Raw genomic sequence first — 16,540 nt, forward strand, 5'->3', positions numbered from 1 at the left:
TATAATAACTTACTTAGAGTATAGCATTTGTTTTATTTTTTGTCTAGACAATAGAACTTCTATATATACAAAAATAAGATACAGTTATCTAGTTAAATAAAATTAATAAATGAGCATATAGTTAAATTTAGGAATACCTTATTTCTTTTTATTGGAGCTATTGTATTTGTATAAATTGCAAAGTAATATTATAATTTTAATGTAATTATTAAATTGAAGGAGATATTAAAATGTCCTTTTATAATGAAATACTTAATCATGTTGGATATGGAGGATATAACTCAATGAAACAAAATAACTCTATTATTATAGATGCTGTTGTAGGTGCTGGTAAGTCTGCGCTTATGCAATTATTAGAAGAAGAAAGAGGTTTTAAAGCTTTCCCTGAACCGGTAGTGGATAACCCTTTGCTGGATGATTTTTATCATGACAGGCAGCGCTACAGCTTTCCATTACAAATTTTCTTTCTAAATAAGCGCTTCAAACATATTAAGGAAGCTGCAGAGATTAAAAATGCAATTATGGATAGAAGTATTTATGGAGATGCGATTTTTTCTAAGCTGCTTCATGACAATAATGAAATGTCTACTGTAGAATTTGAACTATACTGTGAACTGCTGCAAAATATGCTGGAACATGTTCAAAAGCCCAAATTGATGATTTATCTTGAAATAAGCACAGATGAAGCCATAAAAAGAATAAATAAAAGAGGCCGAGCTTATGAGCTAATAGTTGAAAGAGATTATTGGGAGCACCTTAATAGGGAATATAGAGCTTATTTTTCACAGTATGATATATCTCCTCTGCTAACCATAAATGTCGATGGGCTTGACTTTATTGGAAATGAAAAGGATAAGGCCTATGTTCTAGGCTTAATAGATAATAAACTGAAGGAAATTGAAGGTAAAATTTAATCCTTTTATGTTACATAATTAAGGTAGTCGCAAAATGACTATTATAATACGAAATTTGGATCAAATATATAAAATTAACTTTTATATATTTGATCTATTTTTCTTATTAGTATATATTTTGCTACTGCCCCTAATTCATAGTGTTCTTATCTTGATAAAGCTGAAATAAATGATATTGATAATTATTGATTCATGGAAGCTGTAACAAATTCAGCAAATTCTCTGCCGAATTCAATGCATTCTTCTAAGTCCCTCTCATCAGGCATAAATTTTATTTTTAATCCTTCCTGTACAACTTTTATTTTAGCCTTTTGTAAATAATCAGTAAGGAGCTTTGGACTTTCTCCGCTCCAGCCATAGCTTCCAAAGGAGGTTCCTATTTTATTAATAAACTTAAGTCCCATTAAATCTTCAATAACAGGCGTTAAGGAGGTTAATAGTCCATTATTTACTGTTGAGGAACCTAGTATTACACCTTTAGACTTAAACACTTCTGCCATTACATCATTTCTATCAGCAGTGGAAATATTGAAGATCTTATAGCTTATTCCTGCCTGGCCTATTCCCTTACCTATAAATTCTGCCATTTTATGAGTTGCACCCCACATTGAATTATAGATTATTACCGCACTGTTTTCTGATTTACCACTGGCCCATTCATAGTATTTTTCTACAATCTGCATAGGATCCTTTCTCCATATTATACCGTGACTCGGCGCTATAATTTCAATAGGCAGCTTTAGCTCTTTAAGAATTTCTATTTTTTTAGTTACCATCTTACTAAAAGGAGTTAAAATATTTGCATAGTATTTCAAAGCTTCTTGATAGACCTCAGCTTCATCAACTTCATCATTAAAAATTCCTGAGGAAGCAAAATGCTGGCCAAAAGCATCATTAGAAAATAATATATTCTCACCATCTAAATATGTAAACATACTGTCTGGCCAATGGAGCATAGTAGCTTCAACAAAGGTTAAATTATTCTTTCCGATATTTAATTTTTCCCCGTTTGAAACTATCTTTAAATTCCAATCTTTATAATAATGTCTCTTAATACTTTCTTCGCCCTTTTTAGAAACTATAATAGTTGCATTTGGAATATATTCCATTATAGCTGGAAGTGCACCTGAGTGATCTGGCTCTAGATGATTCATAACTACATAATCTATTTCCTTAATGTCTACAACTTCACTTAAATTCTCTATAAATCTATCTGTCAGGGGCTCCCAAACAGTATCTATTAGAACAGTTTTTTCATCTTTGATTAGATATGAATTATAGGTACTACCTCTATGGGTAGATAGCTCATAACCGTGAAAATGTCTCACCTTCCAATCTGTTGCACCAACCCAGTAAACATTATCTTTTAACTTTTTCATAGCTTCAGCCTCCTTACACACTTCTTATATTTTTATCCACTTAAGCATAATTTATGTAAAAATCCAAGAATTAAAAATATCTCAAGTTAGAAAGCAAATTCTAACTTGAGATATTTTTTAAACTGAACGCTTTTTAATTATTTCTGCATATTTATAAAAACTATCCTTTTTTATACGCTGCTGTGTTTCAAAGTCTACATATACGATACCAAATCTCTCTGAGTATCCATGTGCCCATTCAAAGTTATCTAAAAGAGACCAACAATAATACCCAGCAACATTTAAGCCCAATTCATTCATTTTTGCTACTGCCTGTAGATGGCTTAATAAATAATTAATTCTTCCTGTGTCGTGAACATGTCCATTAAGAACAATATCTCTAAAGGAGGACCCATTTTCCGTAATATAAATAGGTAAATTAGTATATTTCTCTCTGACCATTTTTATTAAATCAATAAATTCATCAGGTGATATATCCCATCCCATGTCTGTTTTAGCATAGGAGGAATAAGCAGCGCTGCACAGGGAAAGAGCCAATGAATCAAATTTAACTAATGAGCGATTATAGTAGTTTACTCCTAAGAAATCACACTTTTCGCCTATAATATCAAAGTCACCCTCTTTTATAAAGGTAAAGTCTGAACAGCGTGATGAGTATAAGTTTACTATATCTATGGGATAACTTCCTTTAAATATAGGCTCCAAGAACCATCTGTTAAAAGTACCATCCATATTATTTGCAGCTAGTTTATCGGAAAAGCTACCACTGGCTGCATATGCTGGTGTAAGGTTTAGTGTAATGCCTATTGGCTTTTTAAAACCTAATTTATGATAGGCTTTTACTGCCATTCCATGGGATAAAAGTAGATGATGTGCAACCTTTAAAGCTGCAGATATGTCCTTTTTACCAGGTGCATGTTCACCAATGGCATTTGATAAAATTGAAGTACACCAAGGTTCATTATGAGTAATCCACATGTCTACTAGTTCATTAAGTTCTGTAAAACATTTTTCTGCATACTCTGTAAATAAATCAGCTGTATTTCTAACTTCCCAGCCTCCCATATCCTGCACCCACTGTGGTAGATCCCAATGATATAGTGTAACTGCAGTTTTAATACCTTTGCTTTTAAGCTCTGTAAGTAAATTTTTATAGAATTCCATTCCCTTCGGATTATATTTACCATACTCAGGAAATATTCTAGGCCAAGCTATAGAAAGCCTGTAAGAGTCTACACCTAAGTCCTTAATTATTGAAACATCTTCTTTATAGCGATGATAGTGATCACAAGCCACAGTACCATTATCCATATTAAAAACATTGCCTTCAGTTTTTGCAAATGTGTCCCAAATAGAAGGGGTTTTGCCGTCCTCATTATAAGCGCCTTCTATTTGATAAGAGGAAGTAGCTACACCAAAAATAAACTCTTTATTAAAATTCATATTTTTCCCTCCTGTATTCCTTGTACTGGGTAACCTGAACTCGCCACTTCCATTGGCTAGGTTACCCGTAAAAGTCCATTTAGGACTTTTACCTGTAGTCCTTATCTTTTTATATCCTCATGCAGCTGTTTCTTACTATTAATTTGGTAGGAACTCTATTTTCAAGATCTTCCTCAATAGGTCTGTTTTCAATTAGTTTAATCAGTATATCAGCTGCTTTTTTGCCAATTGTTTCTCTGTCCTGTTCTATTGTAGTAAGTGAAGGTGATGTAAGCCCTGATACTCGTAAATTATCGAAACCAACAACAGATAAATCCTCAGGAATTCTAAAGCCCTGCGCTTGAAAAGTAGTCATTGCAAATACTGCAGCCTCATCATAGGCTATATAAACAGCAGTAGGTAAATCCCCTATACACTGCTGCAATAGCTTACTAGCTGCTCTTGCGCCTGATTCTGGGACATAATCTTCAGCTTCAACAACATAATTAGGATTTTCTTCAAGTCCTTTTAATTTTAAAAATTCCTTATAAGCTGCATAACGTTCCTTACCAGCAACACTATAAAGAGGACAAGCTATATGGGCAATTTTTCTATGACCAAGAAAATAAAGATATTCCAAAGCCTGCATTGTGCCCATCCTGTTGTCTGAAATTACAGTATACTTTCCTGGGTACACCATTTCTACAGATACGCATTTAAGATCGCTGGATAGAACACATTGAATTTCATGTGTATGTGTAGCTCCAGCTGCAAGAAGTACTCCATCAACACCTCTGTATAAGCAATGTTCAAGATAGGATTCTTCCTTATTTCCTATCTTTTTATTAACAAAGAGCACATCATAGCCGTATTCCCAAGCTCTGCTTTGGAAGCTTTGCAAAATCCCGCTAAAATGGGGATGTGCTATACCTGTTCCTACATCTTCAGATAAAAGCACTCCAATAAGCCAAGTTTTTCTTGTAGCTAAGGCTCTTGCATTTGTATTGGGTATATATTCAAGCTCTTCTGCAGCATCCATTACTTTTTTATAGGTCAATTCGTTAACGCCATTATAGTTGTTAAATACCTTAGATACAGTAGCAGGTGAACAACCTGCTAGTTTTGCTACATCATATATTGTTACCACAATCTTCTACCTCGGTTCTTAAATTATATCTTACATTATATACCATGCAAATTTGTACTTCAATCTAATACCTTATACTTAAAATAATAGAAATCTGCATAGGAACTGTTACTTTCTAAGTCCTGAGAACTCATACCTACAAAGGCACCGGTAAAGCCCATAGGATCAGCATATTCATCAGATATGATGCTTGAATCAATTTTACAGGGTATTACCTGCCATTTTAAATCCTCTTTTGCATAAGAAAAGTATCCAAATCTATTTTTTACTGTAAGCTTTAAATAGACCTTCCCATTTCCTACAGGTATTTCTTTATCTAATAAAGGCATTGAAAAATTATTTTTATTAAAGCTAAGTATTGCTAATGACTTTTCTCCAAGTTCCTCATTATAAGCAAGCCTCAAGTAATACTGGTTTTCTTCATCATAGCGGTAAATAAGTCCTGCCATCTTTTGAAAATGATCGAAGGGCAAAGATAGGCAGGTTTCAACTTCAAAACTAAAAGCTGTCTGTCTTCTTACAAGCATATTCTGATTATGTACTGAGGATAAAGATTCCTTACCATATAATCTCAATATGTCATCTTTAAGAAGTTCATATTGTGCTGGAACACGCAGAGACATAAAATCATTTTTAAAGCTTTCATCATTAAAATTATATTTAATTTCTTTTTTTTCTAATTTTTTACCATAGCCCTCAAAGCTTTCTGGAGGAAGCATTGTAAAGTCTTTAAGATAAGGCCAGGCATCCTTCCAAACAACTTCAGCTATGGAGGTTTCTCTTCCAAGTGGGCATCGCATACTTTCATCAATAGGACGACCGCAGAGAAAAGCTGCGAACCATCTTCCATCAGGTCCTTCACATATGCTTCCATGTCCAGCTTTCTTAATATAAGAATTAAGAGCACCCTTAGAACTTACCAAATGTTTATTTGGATGAAGCTCAAATGGTCCTTCGATGCTTTTCGACCTTGCTGCAGTAACTGCATGATCATAGGAGGTACCTCCTTCTGCAGTAATAAGATAATAATAATCCTTTACTTTATAAAGATGAGGTCCTTCTACCAAGCCTCTATCAGAGCCTCTAAAAATCTTTACTGGTTTTGAAATAGGTTTTAAGGTTTTAGAATGGAGTTCAGTAAGCAGAATACCTGTAAATTGAGCGTCTCCCTGCTTTCTATAATCCCATTCCATATTAACTAAATATTTTCTTCCATCGCTGTCATGAAAAAGTGATGGATCAAAACCTGAACAGTTTACAAATACGGGGTCACTCCAGGGACCCTCAATACTTTCTGCTGTTGTAATATAATTTGGTGTATCTTTAAATGGACTAAAGGTCCATGTTTTTACATCTGTAAACACTAGGTAAAATAAGCCCTCAGAGTAGCTAAGACAAGGAGCCCAGATTCCTCCTGATTTAGGATTGCCCCTCATATCAAGCATATGAATATTATTAAGTGGTGCAGGGATACTGCTCCAATTTGCCAAGTCCTTTGAGTGGCTTATACAAACTCCTGGAAAATATTCAAAAGTAGAATTTGCAACATAAAAGGTTCCATCCACACAAATTATACTTGGATCTGGATGAAAGCCTGGAAGTACTGGATTTTTAATCATAATAGCACCAACCTTCTGGATAGTTTATTCTTTTACTGCTCCCATAGCTATTCCATTTACAATATACTTTGAAAAAATAGCATAAACAACTATTATTGGCACAATTGATACCGCAAGACCGAGATAAATACTGCCATATTCAGTTCTATAGGTATCACCTCTTAAGGTTTGTACAAGCATTGGCAAGGTGTAGAGCTTCATCTTTGATATCATGATGAAAGGTGTAAAGAAGTTGTTCCAAGATGCAACAAAGGCAAATATACCCATTGTGAAGGCGCCTGGTTTTGCAATTGGAAGCATTATCTTATGAAATATTTTCAATTCACTACAGCCATCTATTCTAGCAGCATCAATTAAGTCTCTGACAATTACAGCATCTAGATACTGTTTTGCAAAGAATATGGAGCCCGGTGCAGCAATTGCAGGTAAAATAAGTGGAATATATGAGTTAATTAATTTTAAATTCGACATATATCTATAGAAACCAATTATTGATACCTGTGTAGGTAATAGAACCAAAATAATTACAAAGCCATAAATCAACTTATTATATGAAAAATCGTAAACATGAATAGCATAGGCAAACATCATAGAGAAATATACTGTTAGAACAGTAACTGAAACAGAAATTTCAATGCTGTTTAAGAATCCACGTGAAATACTAAAGCCTCTGCCTGTAAGTGTATGCCAATTTCTTATAAGATTATGACCCGGAATTAAGCTGATTCCCTGCTGTATTTGAGCAGTAGTACGGGTAGAATTAACTAGTAATATCCAAAGAGGTAAAACACATATAACTAATAAAATAATTAATACAGCGTATACGAAGATTCTTAATAGTCTTGTTTTCATTTTATAACTCATGCTGTTATATCCCCCTTTACTGCTTTTTTAGCTGTACTTTTACCACCTTTAGGTTCTCTATCTCTAAGCAATCTTAATACTATTAGAGCTGCAATGCCTGTTACAATAAATATTATTATACCAACGCTGGCTGCTGCTCCAATATGGCCTTTGCTGCTTGAAAACTTCATATACATAAGCACACTCATAGTCATAATTGAACCATTTGGCGAACCTCTTCCATCAGTCAGCATGTATGGAATATCAAACATTTGCATACCACCTACTAAGGAAGTAACTAATGTATAAACAAGAATTGGTCTTAAGAGGGGCAGCGTTATTTTACTGAACATTTGCATACCGCTTGCACCATCAACCATTGCTGATTCATAATAGCTTGGGGAAATAGAAGTCATACCTGCCATAAGAATAATAAGGGTAGACCCAAACCACATCCACCACTGTACAAAAACAACGATTCCTTGTGTCCAACCGGTGCTTCTAAAATAATCAACAGCACTGTTTACAATTCCTGAACGTACAGTTATCTGATTAACAGGACCATAAAGTGAAAATAGATTGAAGAATAATACAGCTATAGTGGCTGGCATTAAAAGATTGGGTAAATAGTAAATAGCACGCCAAACCCCTACAAATTTTAGTTTAAGTCTAGTACTGGTAAACCAGACAGATAAAAGCATTGCAAAGCCGATCTGAGGAATAAAATTAAGCAGCCATATCTTCCATGTGTTTCCTAAGGCCTGAAGAAAGTAATTATCTTGAAATAGAGTTTTAAAATTATCAAGTCCTACGAACTTATAGCCATCACCCATAAGTGTCATATTCGTAAAGCTTAAATAAAAAGTATAAATCAAAGGATAGAAACTAAATGCTAAAAAGCCTATTATAAAGGGAGCAGTAAATAAATAGCCATAGTAATTCTTATTTATTTTACTGCTGCGTTTTTTTAATTTAGAAGTGCTATTTAACACGGCAAAACTTCCTTTCTTTAAAAATGAAACTTCTTAAATAACTTTATCTATTAAGGATGTAGATTATTAAAATTAATTTAAACTCTTTATATTTCTTAATATTATTGATAAAATCTGCGATGCTGCATAAGCACCGCAGATTTTCTTTATAATAAATAAGCTTAATCTACCTTTAAATCAGGTAAGGCATTTTTAACAGCATCCTTAAATTGCTTTACAGCCTCGTCCTTTGTAGCTTTTCCTGAAGCATAGTTAGTCATAGGATCATTTAAAGCACGCTGAATAGCATCATCTGAAGCTTGGATTAACTTAAGACTAATATTAGGTGCTATTTGTGCAAAGTTCTTATAGGAGTTTTGTCCAGCTAAGAATTTACTAGTTGTAGCATTATCAAACTCAGGTATTATTGCATTAACTACCTTTTGACTTGATACAAAGTCTCCAGCGCCTTGAGCTAGCTTATCACCTATAGTTGGATCTATTTTCTTTAAATAATCATTTGTGTAGACACCAGTTGCCCAATTTTTAAGAGTAGATTCATTTAAGGTACAGAATTTTATAAATTCCTTAGCTAAGTCCTGGTTCTTAGAATCTTTTAATGCACCTAAAAAAGTTCCGCCCCATTGATAAGGCATTGGTCCATCTATGCAAGCCCAGTCGCCAGAAGTATCTTTTCCAACTTTAGCAGTTTTGTCAGCATTGTCCTTAGGAGCAGCATTTGACATTAAAACATATGGAAGTCCCCAAGTAGGAAGCAGGTAACTAAATACTTGTTTTGCATTACCTTTTGCATCTACTAGAGAATCGTTCATTCCAGCAAACCAGCCTTCCTGCCACTGTGTTGCCTGAGCTTCATAACCATTTTGTCTGAAGGATTTTGCCATATCTAAAAGTTCATTAACCTTGGGATCGATTACAAGCTTGTTATCAACAACCCATGGAGACTTACGATTTGCAAAGTATAAATTAGCAAAGTCACCTGTAGAAGCAACCATATAGGTATTTCCATTGGACTTTTCTTTAACTGTCTTAGCTGCTGCTTCAAACTTACTCATATCTGAAACTAGTGCTTGAATTTTAACTGGGTCATCAGTCCCAAAATATTGTTTAGCAAGGCTTCTTCTATAGAACATTGCACCAGGAGTAGCCTGATAGGAGTATGCTTTTGTTTTACCCTGATAAGTTCCGATATCTAAAGTAAATTGGTATGTTCCAAGGTCTTTAGCTGTAGGTAATAAATCTGATAGGTCTGATAAATAATTACTTTCAACATATTCTCTTACAAAGGAAATTTCTAGTGAAACAACATCAGGTACATCTCCTGACTGAAGTGTTGATTTCAGTTTTGTTTGGAATTCGCCATTTGTCATTGGAATCATGGTGTATTCTATTTTTACGTCTGGATGTTCTTTTTGGAATGCCAAAGCCATGGTTTTTACTTCATCAGTAAAAGACCAAACCTTAAGTGTCTTAGTAGCAGTACCAGGTTTGTCAGTGCTTGGCCCATTTGTAGCAGCTGAATTAGAGCAGCCTGCAAACAGACCTACTGTCATTAGACAAGAAAGTGCTAATGCAAGAGTCCTTCTTTTCATTTTTTACCACCCCATAAAAATAATTTTAAACTAATGTCAATTATGGAAACCGGTTTCATTCCATAATTAAATATTATCATAGTTGCTTTTATTTTACAATATATTTTTGTAATTTTCTTAATAATTTGTTAATACTTCAAAAATCGGCTTTATATCTCAAATGTATATTAATAAGTTGTTGAAAAAATAACATGCGTCAATAATTTATATGTCAAATAATTAACAAATAATGTAAGCCTATATTATATGTTTCGAAACCGCTTTCTATGACTGTTTTCTATAAATTCTTAACTTCTTTCCTTCTTTTTAGAGAGAACATCAAAGGCCACAGCCCTTAAAAGTACAAAGCCATTAATAATCATCTGCATATCGCTGCCTACATCATAGAAATACATTTAATCCCTCTTAACCGATTTACAATATTAAATATTATAAATAATTTATCAATTAATAATCAATATAAGAAGAAAAATGTTTAGAAAGAGAAAGAAGCAGCTAAGTAAAAATTACTCAGCTGCTTTATAAGTTACATATTATAATAAATTTATGTAAAATCTTTTATTATATCATTAACATAATTAACATATTTAGTACTAGCTTTAATATTCATGTTTTGAAATGCGATACCATCAAATAGACTTAAGCCAAAATCATTAAAGAATTCTTCCTCATCGCTTAAATAATCTGAAGTTCTTTCAAGCAATTCATTCTCTTTAGTTTCATTAAAATCAAAGTAATAATAAATGTTGTAATCTTTGGTTATCTCCATTATCCTATTTAGACAATCAGGTGAAATTATGATCCCAAGTATCCATCTTTTTGCCTTGGTGCTGCCGGAAACTTTCATAGCTATACCTAGAACCTTAACTGCTTCATCCTCCTTTATTATCTTTTCTTCATATGGTATATTTTGTTCATCAAGTGAAAGCTTTAATTTCTCAAGGGAGCTATTAAGTTCCTTATACTGAAGCTTCGAATCTATAATAGTCAAACACAAGTTGTTTCCCAATAATTTCTCCAAAAGACTCTCTTTAAACTCTTCAATATTTTTAAGCTTGTTGTAATTAATGTTAAAATCTGACACTTCATTTGCATTATCAATTTTAACCTTTAATTTACTATTATTAAAGATACTCATCTCAATCTCCTTAGAATATAAGTACCCTCTATATTAGAAGGTAAAAAAAATTATTAATTTTTATTTTATATCTATTAAAGTCTTTCAAATGAACCTTATCCAAATTCAATTTACTATTTTTTTAATTATAGCACATAATGAAATTATAAAATATGTCTAACATAATTTTAACAAAATAATTAGTAATCAGAGCAAACTAAAGAGTTCTTCCTTATTTCTAGGTACCTTACCATCTGCAGATATCTTCTTACAGTTACAAAGAGTTTCAAACATGTCAAGTATTAATGGTTTTTGCAGATAACATTCATCTATTAGATAATCATTTGAAAAAATCTCATAGGGGGTGCCTTCCTTATATATTTCACCGTCTTTCATAACAATAATATAGTCAGACCAGGAATATGCCAATTCTACATCATGAGTTGATAAGATGACAGTTATACCTTTTTCATTAAGCTCATCAAAGATACTAACAATCTGTTTTGCATGCAGAGGATCAAGACTTGAAGTAGGTTCATCAAATACTATAACTTCCGGTTTCATTACAAGAATATCTGCAATTGATACTCTTTTCTTCTGACCATAGCTTAAAAAATGCACAGCTTTTTCCTTGTAATCATACATTCCTACATTTTTTAGAGCTTCATCAACTCTAGTTTTAACATCAGTATTATTTAGTTTTAGATTCATAGCACCAAAGGAAACTTCCTGATAAACACTTGCTGAAAAAAGCTGATTTTCAGGGTCTTGAAAAACTATACCTACTTTTTTTCTTAGCTCCAGTAATGACTTTTGATTATATTCTACTATATTTCCTTTATAAACTAAACTACCTTTACTAGGTCTCAACACACCATTTAAGTTCAAAAAAAGCGTTGATTTACCTGAGCCATTTACACCTATAAAGGATACCTTTTTACCCTTTTCAATTTTTAAATTTATGTTATTGAGAGCTTGAGTTCCATCTGGATATTGAAAGCTTAAATCTTTTGTTTCTATTATGTATTCCTTCATTAAAAAATGACTCCTTTGTTTCTTTAGAATATTTTACCAATGCCAATTGCTATTAAAAATATTTCTAGGAAAATTATGATAACTATATTTTTACTTGAAAACTTATAGTTGTTTTCAAGTAGATTAATTTCACCTTCATAACCTCTTGATTCCATTGCGATGTAAACATCCTGAGAACGCTTATAGGAGCGTATAAATAATGAGGTAATAAGTTGTCCTAAAGAATTATAAGAAAGTTTTATTGTAGAATATCCGAGTCTTGAACATTGTGATATAAAAATCATATTAGCTGTATCTAATAGTACGAAAATAAATCTATATATAAGGCTCATAAGTTCAATAAAAAGCTTAGGCATTTTAAGTTTTTTTAATACTGCTAAAATCTCGAAAACAGGAGTTGACAATGTAAGAAAATATAAACAGGACACTGAAGCAAGTGCCTTAAAAAAAATTCTTAAAGCAGTTACGAGACTATCTACTGATGTACCAAGTTTTAAATTAAATATGTTGAAGCTGAATAGTAATTCACTATTACTTTGAACTATATTTATAGCTATTGTAATGATTCCAATAATCAAAAATGTCATTGGTAGCAATATTAATTTCCAATAGGTTTTTACTGATAGTTTACCTATGCATATTGTTATGGCTGACATAAGTAATAATGTTATTATTGAAACAATTATGTTATTTAAACAAATACAAACTATCATAGTAAACATAGAGAAAATAAATTTCTCCATAGGGTTTATTTTTCTTAGTTCTGATATGTAAGATAGCTTATCTATAGAAATCATTGTTTCTCACTTTCAACTTTCCTTGATTTACCTCTTAAATAACCAAGGTAATAGCATACTACTCCCGAACCAATTGCTGCCTGTAGTGCAAATAGAAGGCTTTCAATTTCACTGCTTGGCGGCTGCCAAATTGGAGAAGACCAAGGTTTATAATTTACATCAATCTTAGTAATTTCAGCTTTTGCCTGATCATCAGAGCCTCCAAATTTTGCATTTTTTATAAACATTAGAGGAAGAACCGCTATGACTATTACTAAAAAAGCTAATATTAAATTTTTCCTTAGCATATTGTTATCTTTTTTGTCTTTAGCCATAGCCATTATGCCTCCTTTGATATTACATCTAATTCTATAAGTTCTTCCTTGTTGTAATTATATAAAAGATTAAAAATGATCACTGTTAATATTCCTTCGCTTATTGCAAGGGGAATCTGAGTTACAGCAAATATACCCATAAACTTTACCATTGAAGCTAAAATTCCTCCAGTTTTATCAGGAAAAGCTAATGCAAGTTCAATTGAAGTTACAATATAGGTCATTAAGTCCCCTAGCATGGCTGCAGTAAATACTGCTATTGATTGCGATACCTTAAGCTTCTTTAATAGCTTATAAAGAAAATAAGATACTAGTGGTCCGACCACAGCCATTGAAAAGGTATTAGCACCTAAAGTAGTTATTCCTCCATGAGCAAGAAGCAGAGCCTGAAAAATGAGAACTATAAGGCCTAAAATACTCATTACTGCTGGTCCAAAAAGTATAGCTCCAAGGCCAACTCCAGTTGGATGCGAACAGCTGCCTGTAACAGATGGTATTTTTAATGCAGATAAAACAAAGGCAAAGGCACCTACCATAGCTATCAGCATCTTGACTCTAGGATTTATTCTTACCTTTTCTTTTATAGAAAAGTAACCTACTACAATAAAAGGTATACATAAAACACCCCAAGCAATACACCATTTTGGAGGAAGAAAACCTTCCATAATATGCATTGCAAATACACCCTTAGGAATAAATGTTAATGCTAGAAAGATACCTAATGAAATTTGATATTTTTTTGGCATAATACACCCCGTCTTTTCTCGACTTTTTAAAGCGCCTAAAGAAACTTCATTAATCCGACTATAGTTCTAAAGTTCTAAAGACCTCTAAGAACTTATTTATGTGATGCTCCTCATGTAATACACACAAAAACATAGCTTCATACTGAGAAGGTGCTACGTAAATGCCCTTTGATAACATATGCTTGTAATACGATGCAAATATTGCTTTATTACAGGTTAAGGCATCACCATAATTTTTAACTGTTACATTATCAGTAAAGAAAATAGTCATCATAGCCCCGCATCTATTTATAACAACCTTTATTCCTTTTTCTTCAGCAATTTCAGAAATGCCTTTTTCTAAGGCTTCCCCCAGCTTATTCATTTTTTCATAAAGATCCTGGTTTTCATATAATTTTCTTAAGGTAGTAAGTCCAGCTGACATTACTACTGGATTGCCTGACATTGTACCTGCTTGATAAACAGGACCTAATGGTGAAAGATACTCCATAATATCTCTTCTTCCGCCATAAGCTCCTGATGGAAGACCGCCGCCCATTATCTTTGCAAAGGTTATTAAATCTGGTTTAACCTCAAAATAAGCTTGTGCACCTTTGTAGGAAGCTCTAAAACCTGACATTACTTCATCAAATATTAACAGAGAATCATGTTTTTTACATAGTTTATCTAATTTATTCATAAATTCATTATCCGCTTTTATTACTCCCATATTTCCAGCAATAGGCTCAATAATTACTGCTGCAATATCATCGCCATAAACCTTATATATACTTTCCACAGACTCTATATCATTGTACTGTGCAATTAAGGTATTACTAATACTTTCCGTAGTTACCCCTGCTGATCCAGGAATGCCTGCAGTCATCACTCCTGAACCAGCACTTACTAAGAAACCATCATAATGTCCATGATAGCAGCCAGCAAACTTTATTATTTTACTTTTTCCAGTATAGCCTCTGGCAAGTTTAATAGCACTCATAGTTGCTTCTGTACCTGAATTTACCATTCTAATCATTTCAACATTTGGTACAGTATTGCAAATGTGCTCTGCAAGTTCTAATTCCAGTTTAGTTGGTGCACCAAAAGCTATTGCTTTTTCTGCAGTTTTTCTGATAGAATTAACCACATCTTCGTCACAGTGACCAAGTATCATAGGTCCCCAAGCTCCAACAAAATCAATATATTCATTTTCATCTTCATCATAGATATAAGGACCTTTTCCAGTCTTTATTACTGGAGGTATCAAATCAAGATCCTTAAGTGATCTTACAGGACTATTTACTCCCCCTGGCATATATTCTTTTGATTTTAAAAATATTTCTTCATTTCTCATTATTCTCTCTCCTGTTACTTCATAAAATTAATATTACATCGCTAGCTAAATTTAACATTAGTTTGCATTAAGAAATATTCTTTCAATAAGTTCTAAACATTCCTTACTTTTTCCCTTTAGCGTTTCTTCCTTTAATACTTCTATAGCTTTGTTAATATAGGCATCTGAAGTGCTTTTTAAAAGTGTTTCTGCCAAAATGTTTTTATCTTGGGTGTAGGACTTTCTTTTGAAACTATTAAATCTATTTTTATAAACTAAGTCTCCCTGTATTTTTAACATTTTTATATTAGGAACAATAGTCTCTATGCTTTTCCACTGAATAAATTGTTCTATATGTTTTTTTAATATGTATTTACTGCTTTCCATTAAAACTTTTCTTTTCTCCTTGTTTTCAGCATCCATGGTACTAATATCATCTATATTAAAAACCTTAATCCAAGGCATTTCAGCTGCATCCTCAGATACATCTCTAGGAATTGCTAAATCAAAAATATACTGCGTTTTTTCATATGCAAAATCATCCTTTGAGATAATTGGATTCTCTGAAGAAGTTGCTGTTATTATGCAGTCAACCTTTGAAATAAAGTTATTTTTCTCATTAATATTTATAATTTTAATATTTTCAGCCTTAATCTGGATTTTTTCTGTATTCCTTACTGCAATATATATAATTTCATACTTAATTGAAGTTATATATTTATAAACTAATTGATTAATATTTCCAAAACCTATTAGCATAAAACTTTTAGCTCTCAATTTTTCAGCTTGCTTAACAGCTATAGAAGCTGAAGATACTGGTATACTATAAAGCTTGGTTCTATTTCTGAATTCTTTACCGCAGGAAACTGCATTTTCAAATAACCTTATTAAAATACTTGAAGCAGCCTTAGATTTTGTTGATATTTCAATAGCATTTTTAACTTGTCCTAAAATTTGATCTTCACCTAAAATTTTTGAATGGAAACCACAACTTACCTCAAACAAATGCTCTACTGCCTTTCTTTCACTGATGTTAAATATGAAATTTAAATACTTCTTGTCCCAATTTAAGGCTTTAAAAACATTTTCAGTTAAGCTCTCATCAATTAAGTCAGTAACTAAATACAATTCTGTTCTATTACATGTAGAAATTATTACTGCCTCATTACAAAAAACCTTTAGCCTTTGCAGACTTTCATCAACATTATCTTTTGTAACCGATAACTTTTCCCTTACATCTACTGTTATATTACTTCTAAGTCCGATTAACTGAAGCATAATTTTATCACCTGATTTTTTTAATTTATTTCA

General features: G+C 32.5%; 15 protein-coding genes. 1 reads left to right on the forward strand and 14 read right to left on the reverse strand.

Annotation, left to right across the window (positions count from 1 at the left end; translation table 11 throughout):
* The first annotated feature begins 230 nt into the window (after positions 1-230).
* Positions 231-914: a deoxynucleoside kinase gene (locus ACJDUH_RS11095; RefSeq protein WP_406765264.1), complete on the forward strand. Its 684-nt coding sequence runs from the start codon at positions 231-233 to the stop codon at positions 912-914.
* Between the two features lie 182 nt (positions 915-1,096).
* Here ACJDUH_RS11095 and ACJDUH_RS11100 read toward each other — a convergent pair whose 3' ends face one another.
* The 14 genes from ACJDUH_RS11100 to hemA all read right to left on the reverse strand — a co-directional run bounded on the left by ACJDUH_RS11100 (position 1,097) and on the right by hemA (position 16,507).
* The gene (locus ACJDUH_RS11100) at positions 1,097-2,293 is read right to left on the reverse strand and encodes an oxygen-binding di-iron domain-containing protein (RefSeq protein WP_406765265.1); all 1,197 of its coding nucleotides are present in this window, start codon (positions 2,291-2,293) and stop codon (positions 1,097-1,099) included.
* A 117-nt stretch (positions 2,294-2,410) separates the two neighbouring features.
* Positions 2,411-3,736 carry a GH1 family beta-glucosidase gene (locus ACJDUH_RS11105; RefSeq protein ID WP_406765266.1) on the reverse strand — a complete coding sequence of 442 codons (1,326 nt, stop codon included), beginning with the start codon at positions 3,734-3,736 and terminating at the stop codon, positions 2,411-2,413.
* A gap of 109 nt (positions 3,737-3,845) precedes the next feature.
* Complete coding sequence (locus tag ACJDUH_RS11110) at positions 3,846-4,862, reverse strand: LacI family DNA-binding transcriptional regulator (protein ID WP_406765267.1); 1,017 nt, start codon at positions 4,860-4,862, stop codon at positions 3,846-3,848.
* A gap of 59 nt (positions 4,863-4,921) precedes the next feature.
* A complete protein-coding gene (locus tag ACJDUH_RS11115; protein ID WP_406765268.1) occupies positions 4,922-6,481 on the reverse strand; it encodes a glycoside hydrolase family 43 protein in 1,560 nt (519 codons plus the stop codon).
* Between the two features lie 24 nt (positions 6,482-6,505).
* Positions 6,506-7,345 (reverse strand): carbohydrate ABC transporter permease, encoded by an 840-nt coding sequence (locus ACJDUH_RS11120; RefSeq protein ID WP_406765269.1) that lies wholly within the window; start codon positions 7,343-7,345, stop codon positions 6,506-6,508.
* Positions 7,342-8,316, reverse strand: a complete 975-nt coding sequence (locus ACJDUH_RS11125) for a carbohydrate ABC transporter permease (RefSeq protein ID WP_406765270.1) — start codon at positions 8,314-8,316, stop codon at positions 7,342-7,344. The genes ACJDUH_RS11120 and ACJDUH_RS11125 overlap by 4 nt, the downstream gene beginning before the upstream one ends.
* Positions 8,317-8,477: 161 nt before the next feature.
* Complete coding sequence (locus ACJDUH_RS11130) at positions 8,478-9,908, reverse strand: ABC transporter substrate-binding protein (RefSeq protein WP_406765271.1); 1,431 nt, start codon at positions 9,906-9,908, stop codon at positions 8,478-8,480.
* Between the two features lie 544 nt (positions 9,909-10,452).
* The gene (locus ACJDUH_RS11135; RefSeq protein WP_406765272.1) at positions 10,453-11,046 is read right to left on the reverse strand and encodes a hypothetical protein; all 594 of its coding nucleotides are present in this window, start codon (positions 11,044-11,046) and stop codon (positions 10,453-10,455) included.
* A 186-nt stretch (positions 11,047-11,232) separates the two neighbouring features.
* Positions 11,233-12,060: an energy-coupling factor ABC transporter ATP-binding protein gene (locus ACJDUH_RS11140; protein WP_406765273.1), complete on the reverse strand. Its 828-nt coding sequence runs from the start codon at positions 12,058-12,060 to the stop codon at positions 11,233-11,235.
* A gap of 23 nt (positions 12,061-12,083) precedes the next feature.
* Complete coding sequence (gene cbiQ, locus ACJDUH_RS11145; protein ID WP_406765274.1) at positions 12,084-12,857, reverse strand: cobalt ECF transporter T component CbiQ; 774 nt, start codon at positions 12,855-12,857, stop codon at positions 12,084-12,086.
* Entirely contained in the window at positions 12,854-13,171 is a 318-nt protein-coding gene (locus tag ACJDUH_RS11150) for an energy-coupling factor ABC transporter substrate-binding protein (protein WP_406765275.1), read from the reverse strand. The genes cbiQ and ACJDUH_RS11150 overlap by 4 nt, the downstream gene beginning before the upstream one ends.
* Before the next feature lie 5 nt (positions 13,172-13,176).
* Positions 13,177-13,917 (reverse strand): energy-coupling factor ABC transporter permease, encoded by a 741-nt coding sequence (locus ACJDUH_RS11155; RefSeq protein ID WP_406765276.1) that lies wholly within the window; start codon positions 13,915-13,917, stop codon positions 13,177-13,179.
* Between the two features lie 58 nt (positions 13,918-13,975).
* A complete protein-coding gene (gene hemL, locus ACJDUH_RS11160) occupies positions 13,976-15,250 on the reverse strand; it encodes a glutamate-1-semialdehyde 2,1-aminomutase (RefSeq protein WP_406765277.1) in 1,275 nt (424 codons plus the stop codon).
* 57 nt (positions 15,251-15,307) lie between these two features.
* Positions 15,308-16,507: a glutamyl-tRNA reductase gene (hemA, locus tag ACJDUH_RS11165; RefSeq protein WP_406765278.1), complete on the reverse strand. Its 1,200-nt coding sequence runs from the start codon at positions 16,505-16,507 to the stop codon at positions 15,308-15,310.
* Positions 16,508-16,540 lie beyond the last annotated feature (33 nt).

Origin of the sequence: Candidatus Clostridium radicumherbarum, assembly GCF_045310525.1 — a bacterium.
GTDB classification, from domain to species: domain Bacteria; phylum Bacillota; class Clostridia; order Clostridiales; family Clostridiaceae; genus Clostridium_AT; species Clostridium_AT radicumherbarum.

Bases quoted from the DNA above. Each gene is read 5' to 3' on its own strand.
- ACJDUH_RS11095 (WP_406765264.1), top strand. From the start codon at position 231: ATGTCCTTTTATAATGAAATACTTAATCATGTTGGATATGGAGGATAT.
- ACJDUH_RS11100 (WP_406765265.1), bottom strand. From the start codon at position 2,293: ATGAAAAAGTTAAAAGATAATGTTTACTGGGTTGGTGCAACAGATTGG.
- ACJDUH_RS11105 (WP_406765266.1), bottom strand. From the start codon at position 3,736: ATGAATTTTAATAAAGAGTTTATTTTTGGTGTAGCTACTTCCTCTTAT.
- ACJDUH_RS11115 (WP_406765268.1), bottom strand. From the start codon at position 6,481: ATGATTAAAAATCCAGTACTTCCAGGCTTTCATCCAGATCCAAGTATA.
- ACJDUH_RS11120 (WP_406765269.1), bottom strand. From the start codon at position 7,345: ATGAGTTATAAAATGAAAACAAGACTATTAAGAATCTTCGTATACGCT.
- ACJDUH_RS11130 (WP_406765271.1), bottom strand. From the start codon at position 9,908: ATGAAAAGAAGGACTCTTGCATTAGCACTTTCTTGTCTAATGACAGTA.
- ACJDUH_RS11135 (WP_406765272.1), bottom strand. From the start codon at position 11,046: ATGAGTATCTTTAATAATAGTAAATTAAAGGTTAAAATTGATAATGCA.
- ACJDUH_RS11140 (WP_406765273.1), bottom strand. From the start codon at position 12,060: ATGAAGGAATACATAATAGAAACAAAAGATTTAAGCTTTCAATATCCA.
- cbiQ (WP_406765274.1), bottom strand. From the start codon at position 12,857: ATGATTTCTATAGATAAGCTATCTTACATATCAGAACTAAGAAAAATA.
- ACJDUH_RS11150 (WP_406765275.1), bottom strand. From the start codon at position 13,171: ATGGCTAAAGACAAAAAAGATAACAATATGCTAAGGAAAAATTTAATA.
- ACJDUH_RS11155 (WP_406765276.1), bottom strand. From the start codon at position 13,917: ATGCCAAAAAAATATCAAATTTCATTAGGTATCTTTCTAGCATTAACA.
- hemL (WP_406765277.1), bottom strand. From the start codon at position 15,250: ATGAGAAATGAAGAAATATTTTTAAAATCAAAAGAATATATGCCAGGG.
- hemA (WP_406765278.1), bottom strand. From the start codon at position 16,507: ATGCTTCAGTTAATCGGACTTAGAAGTAATATAACAGTAGATGTAAGG.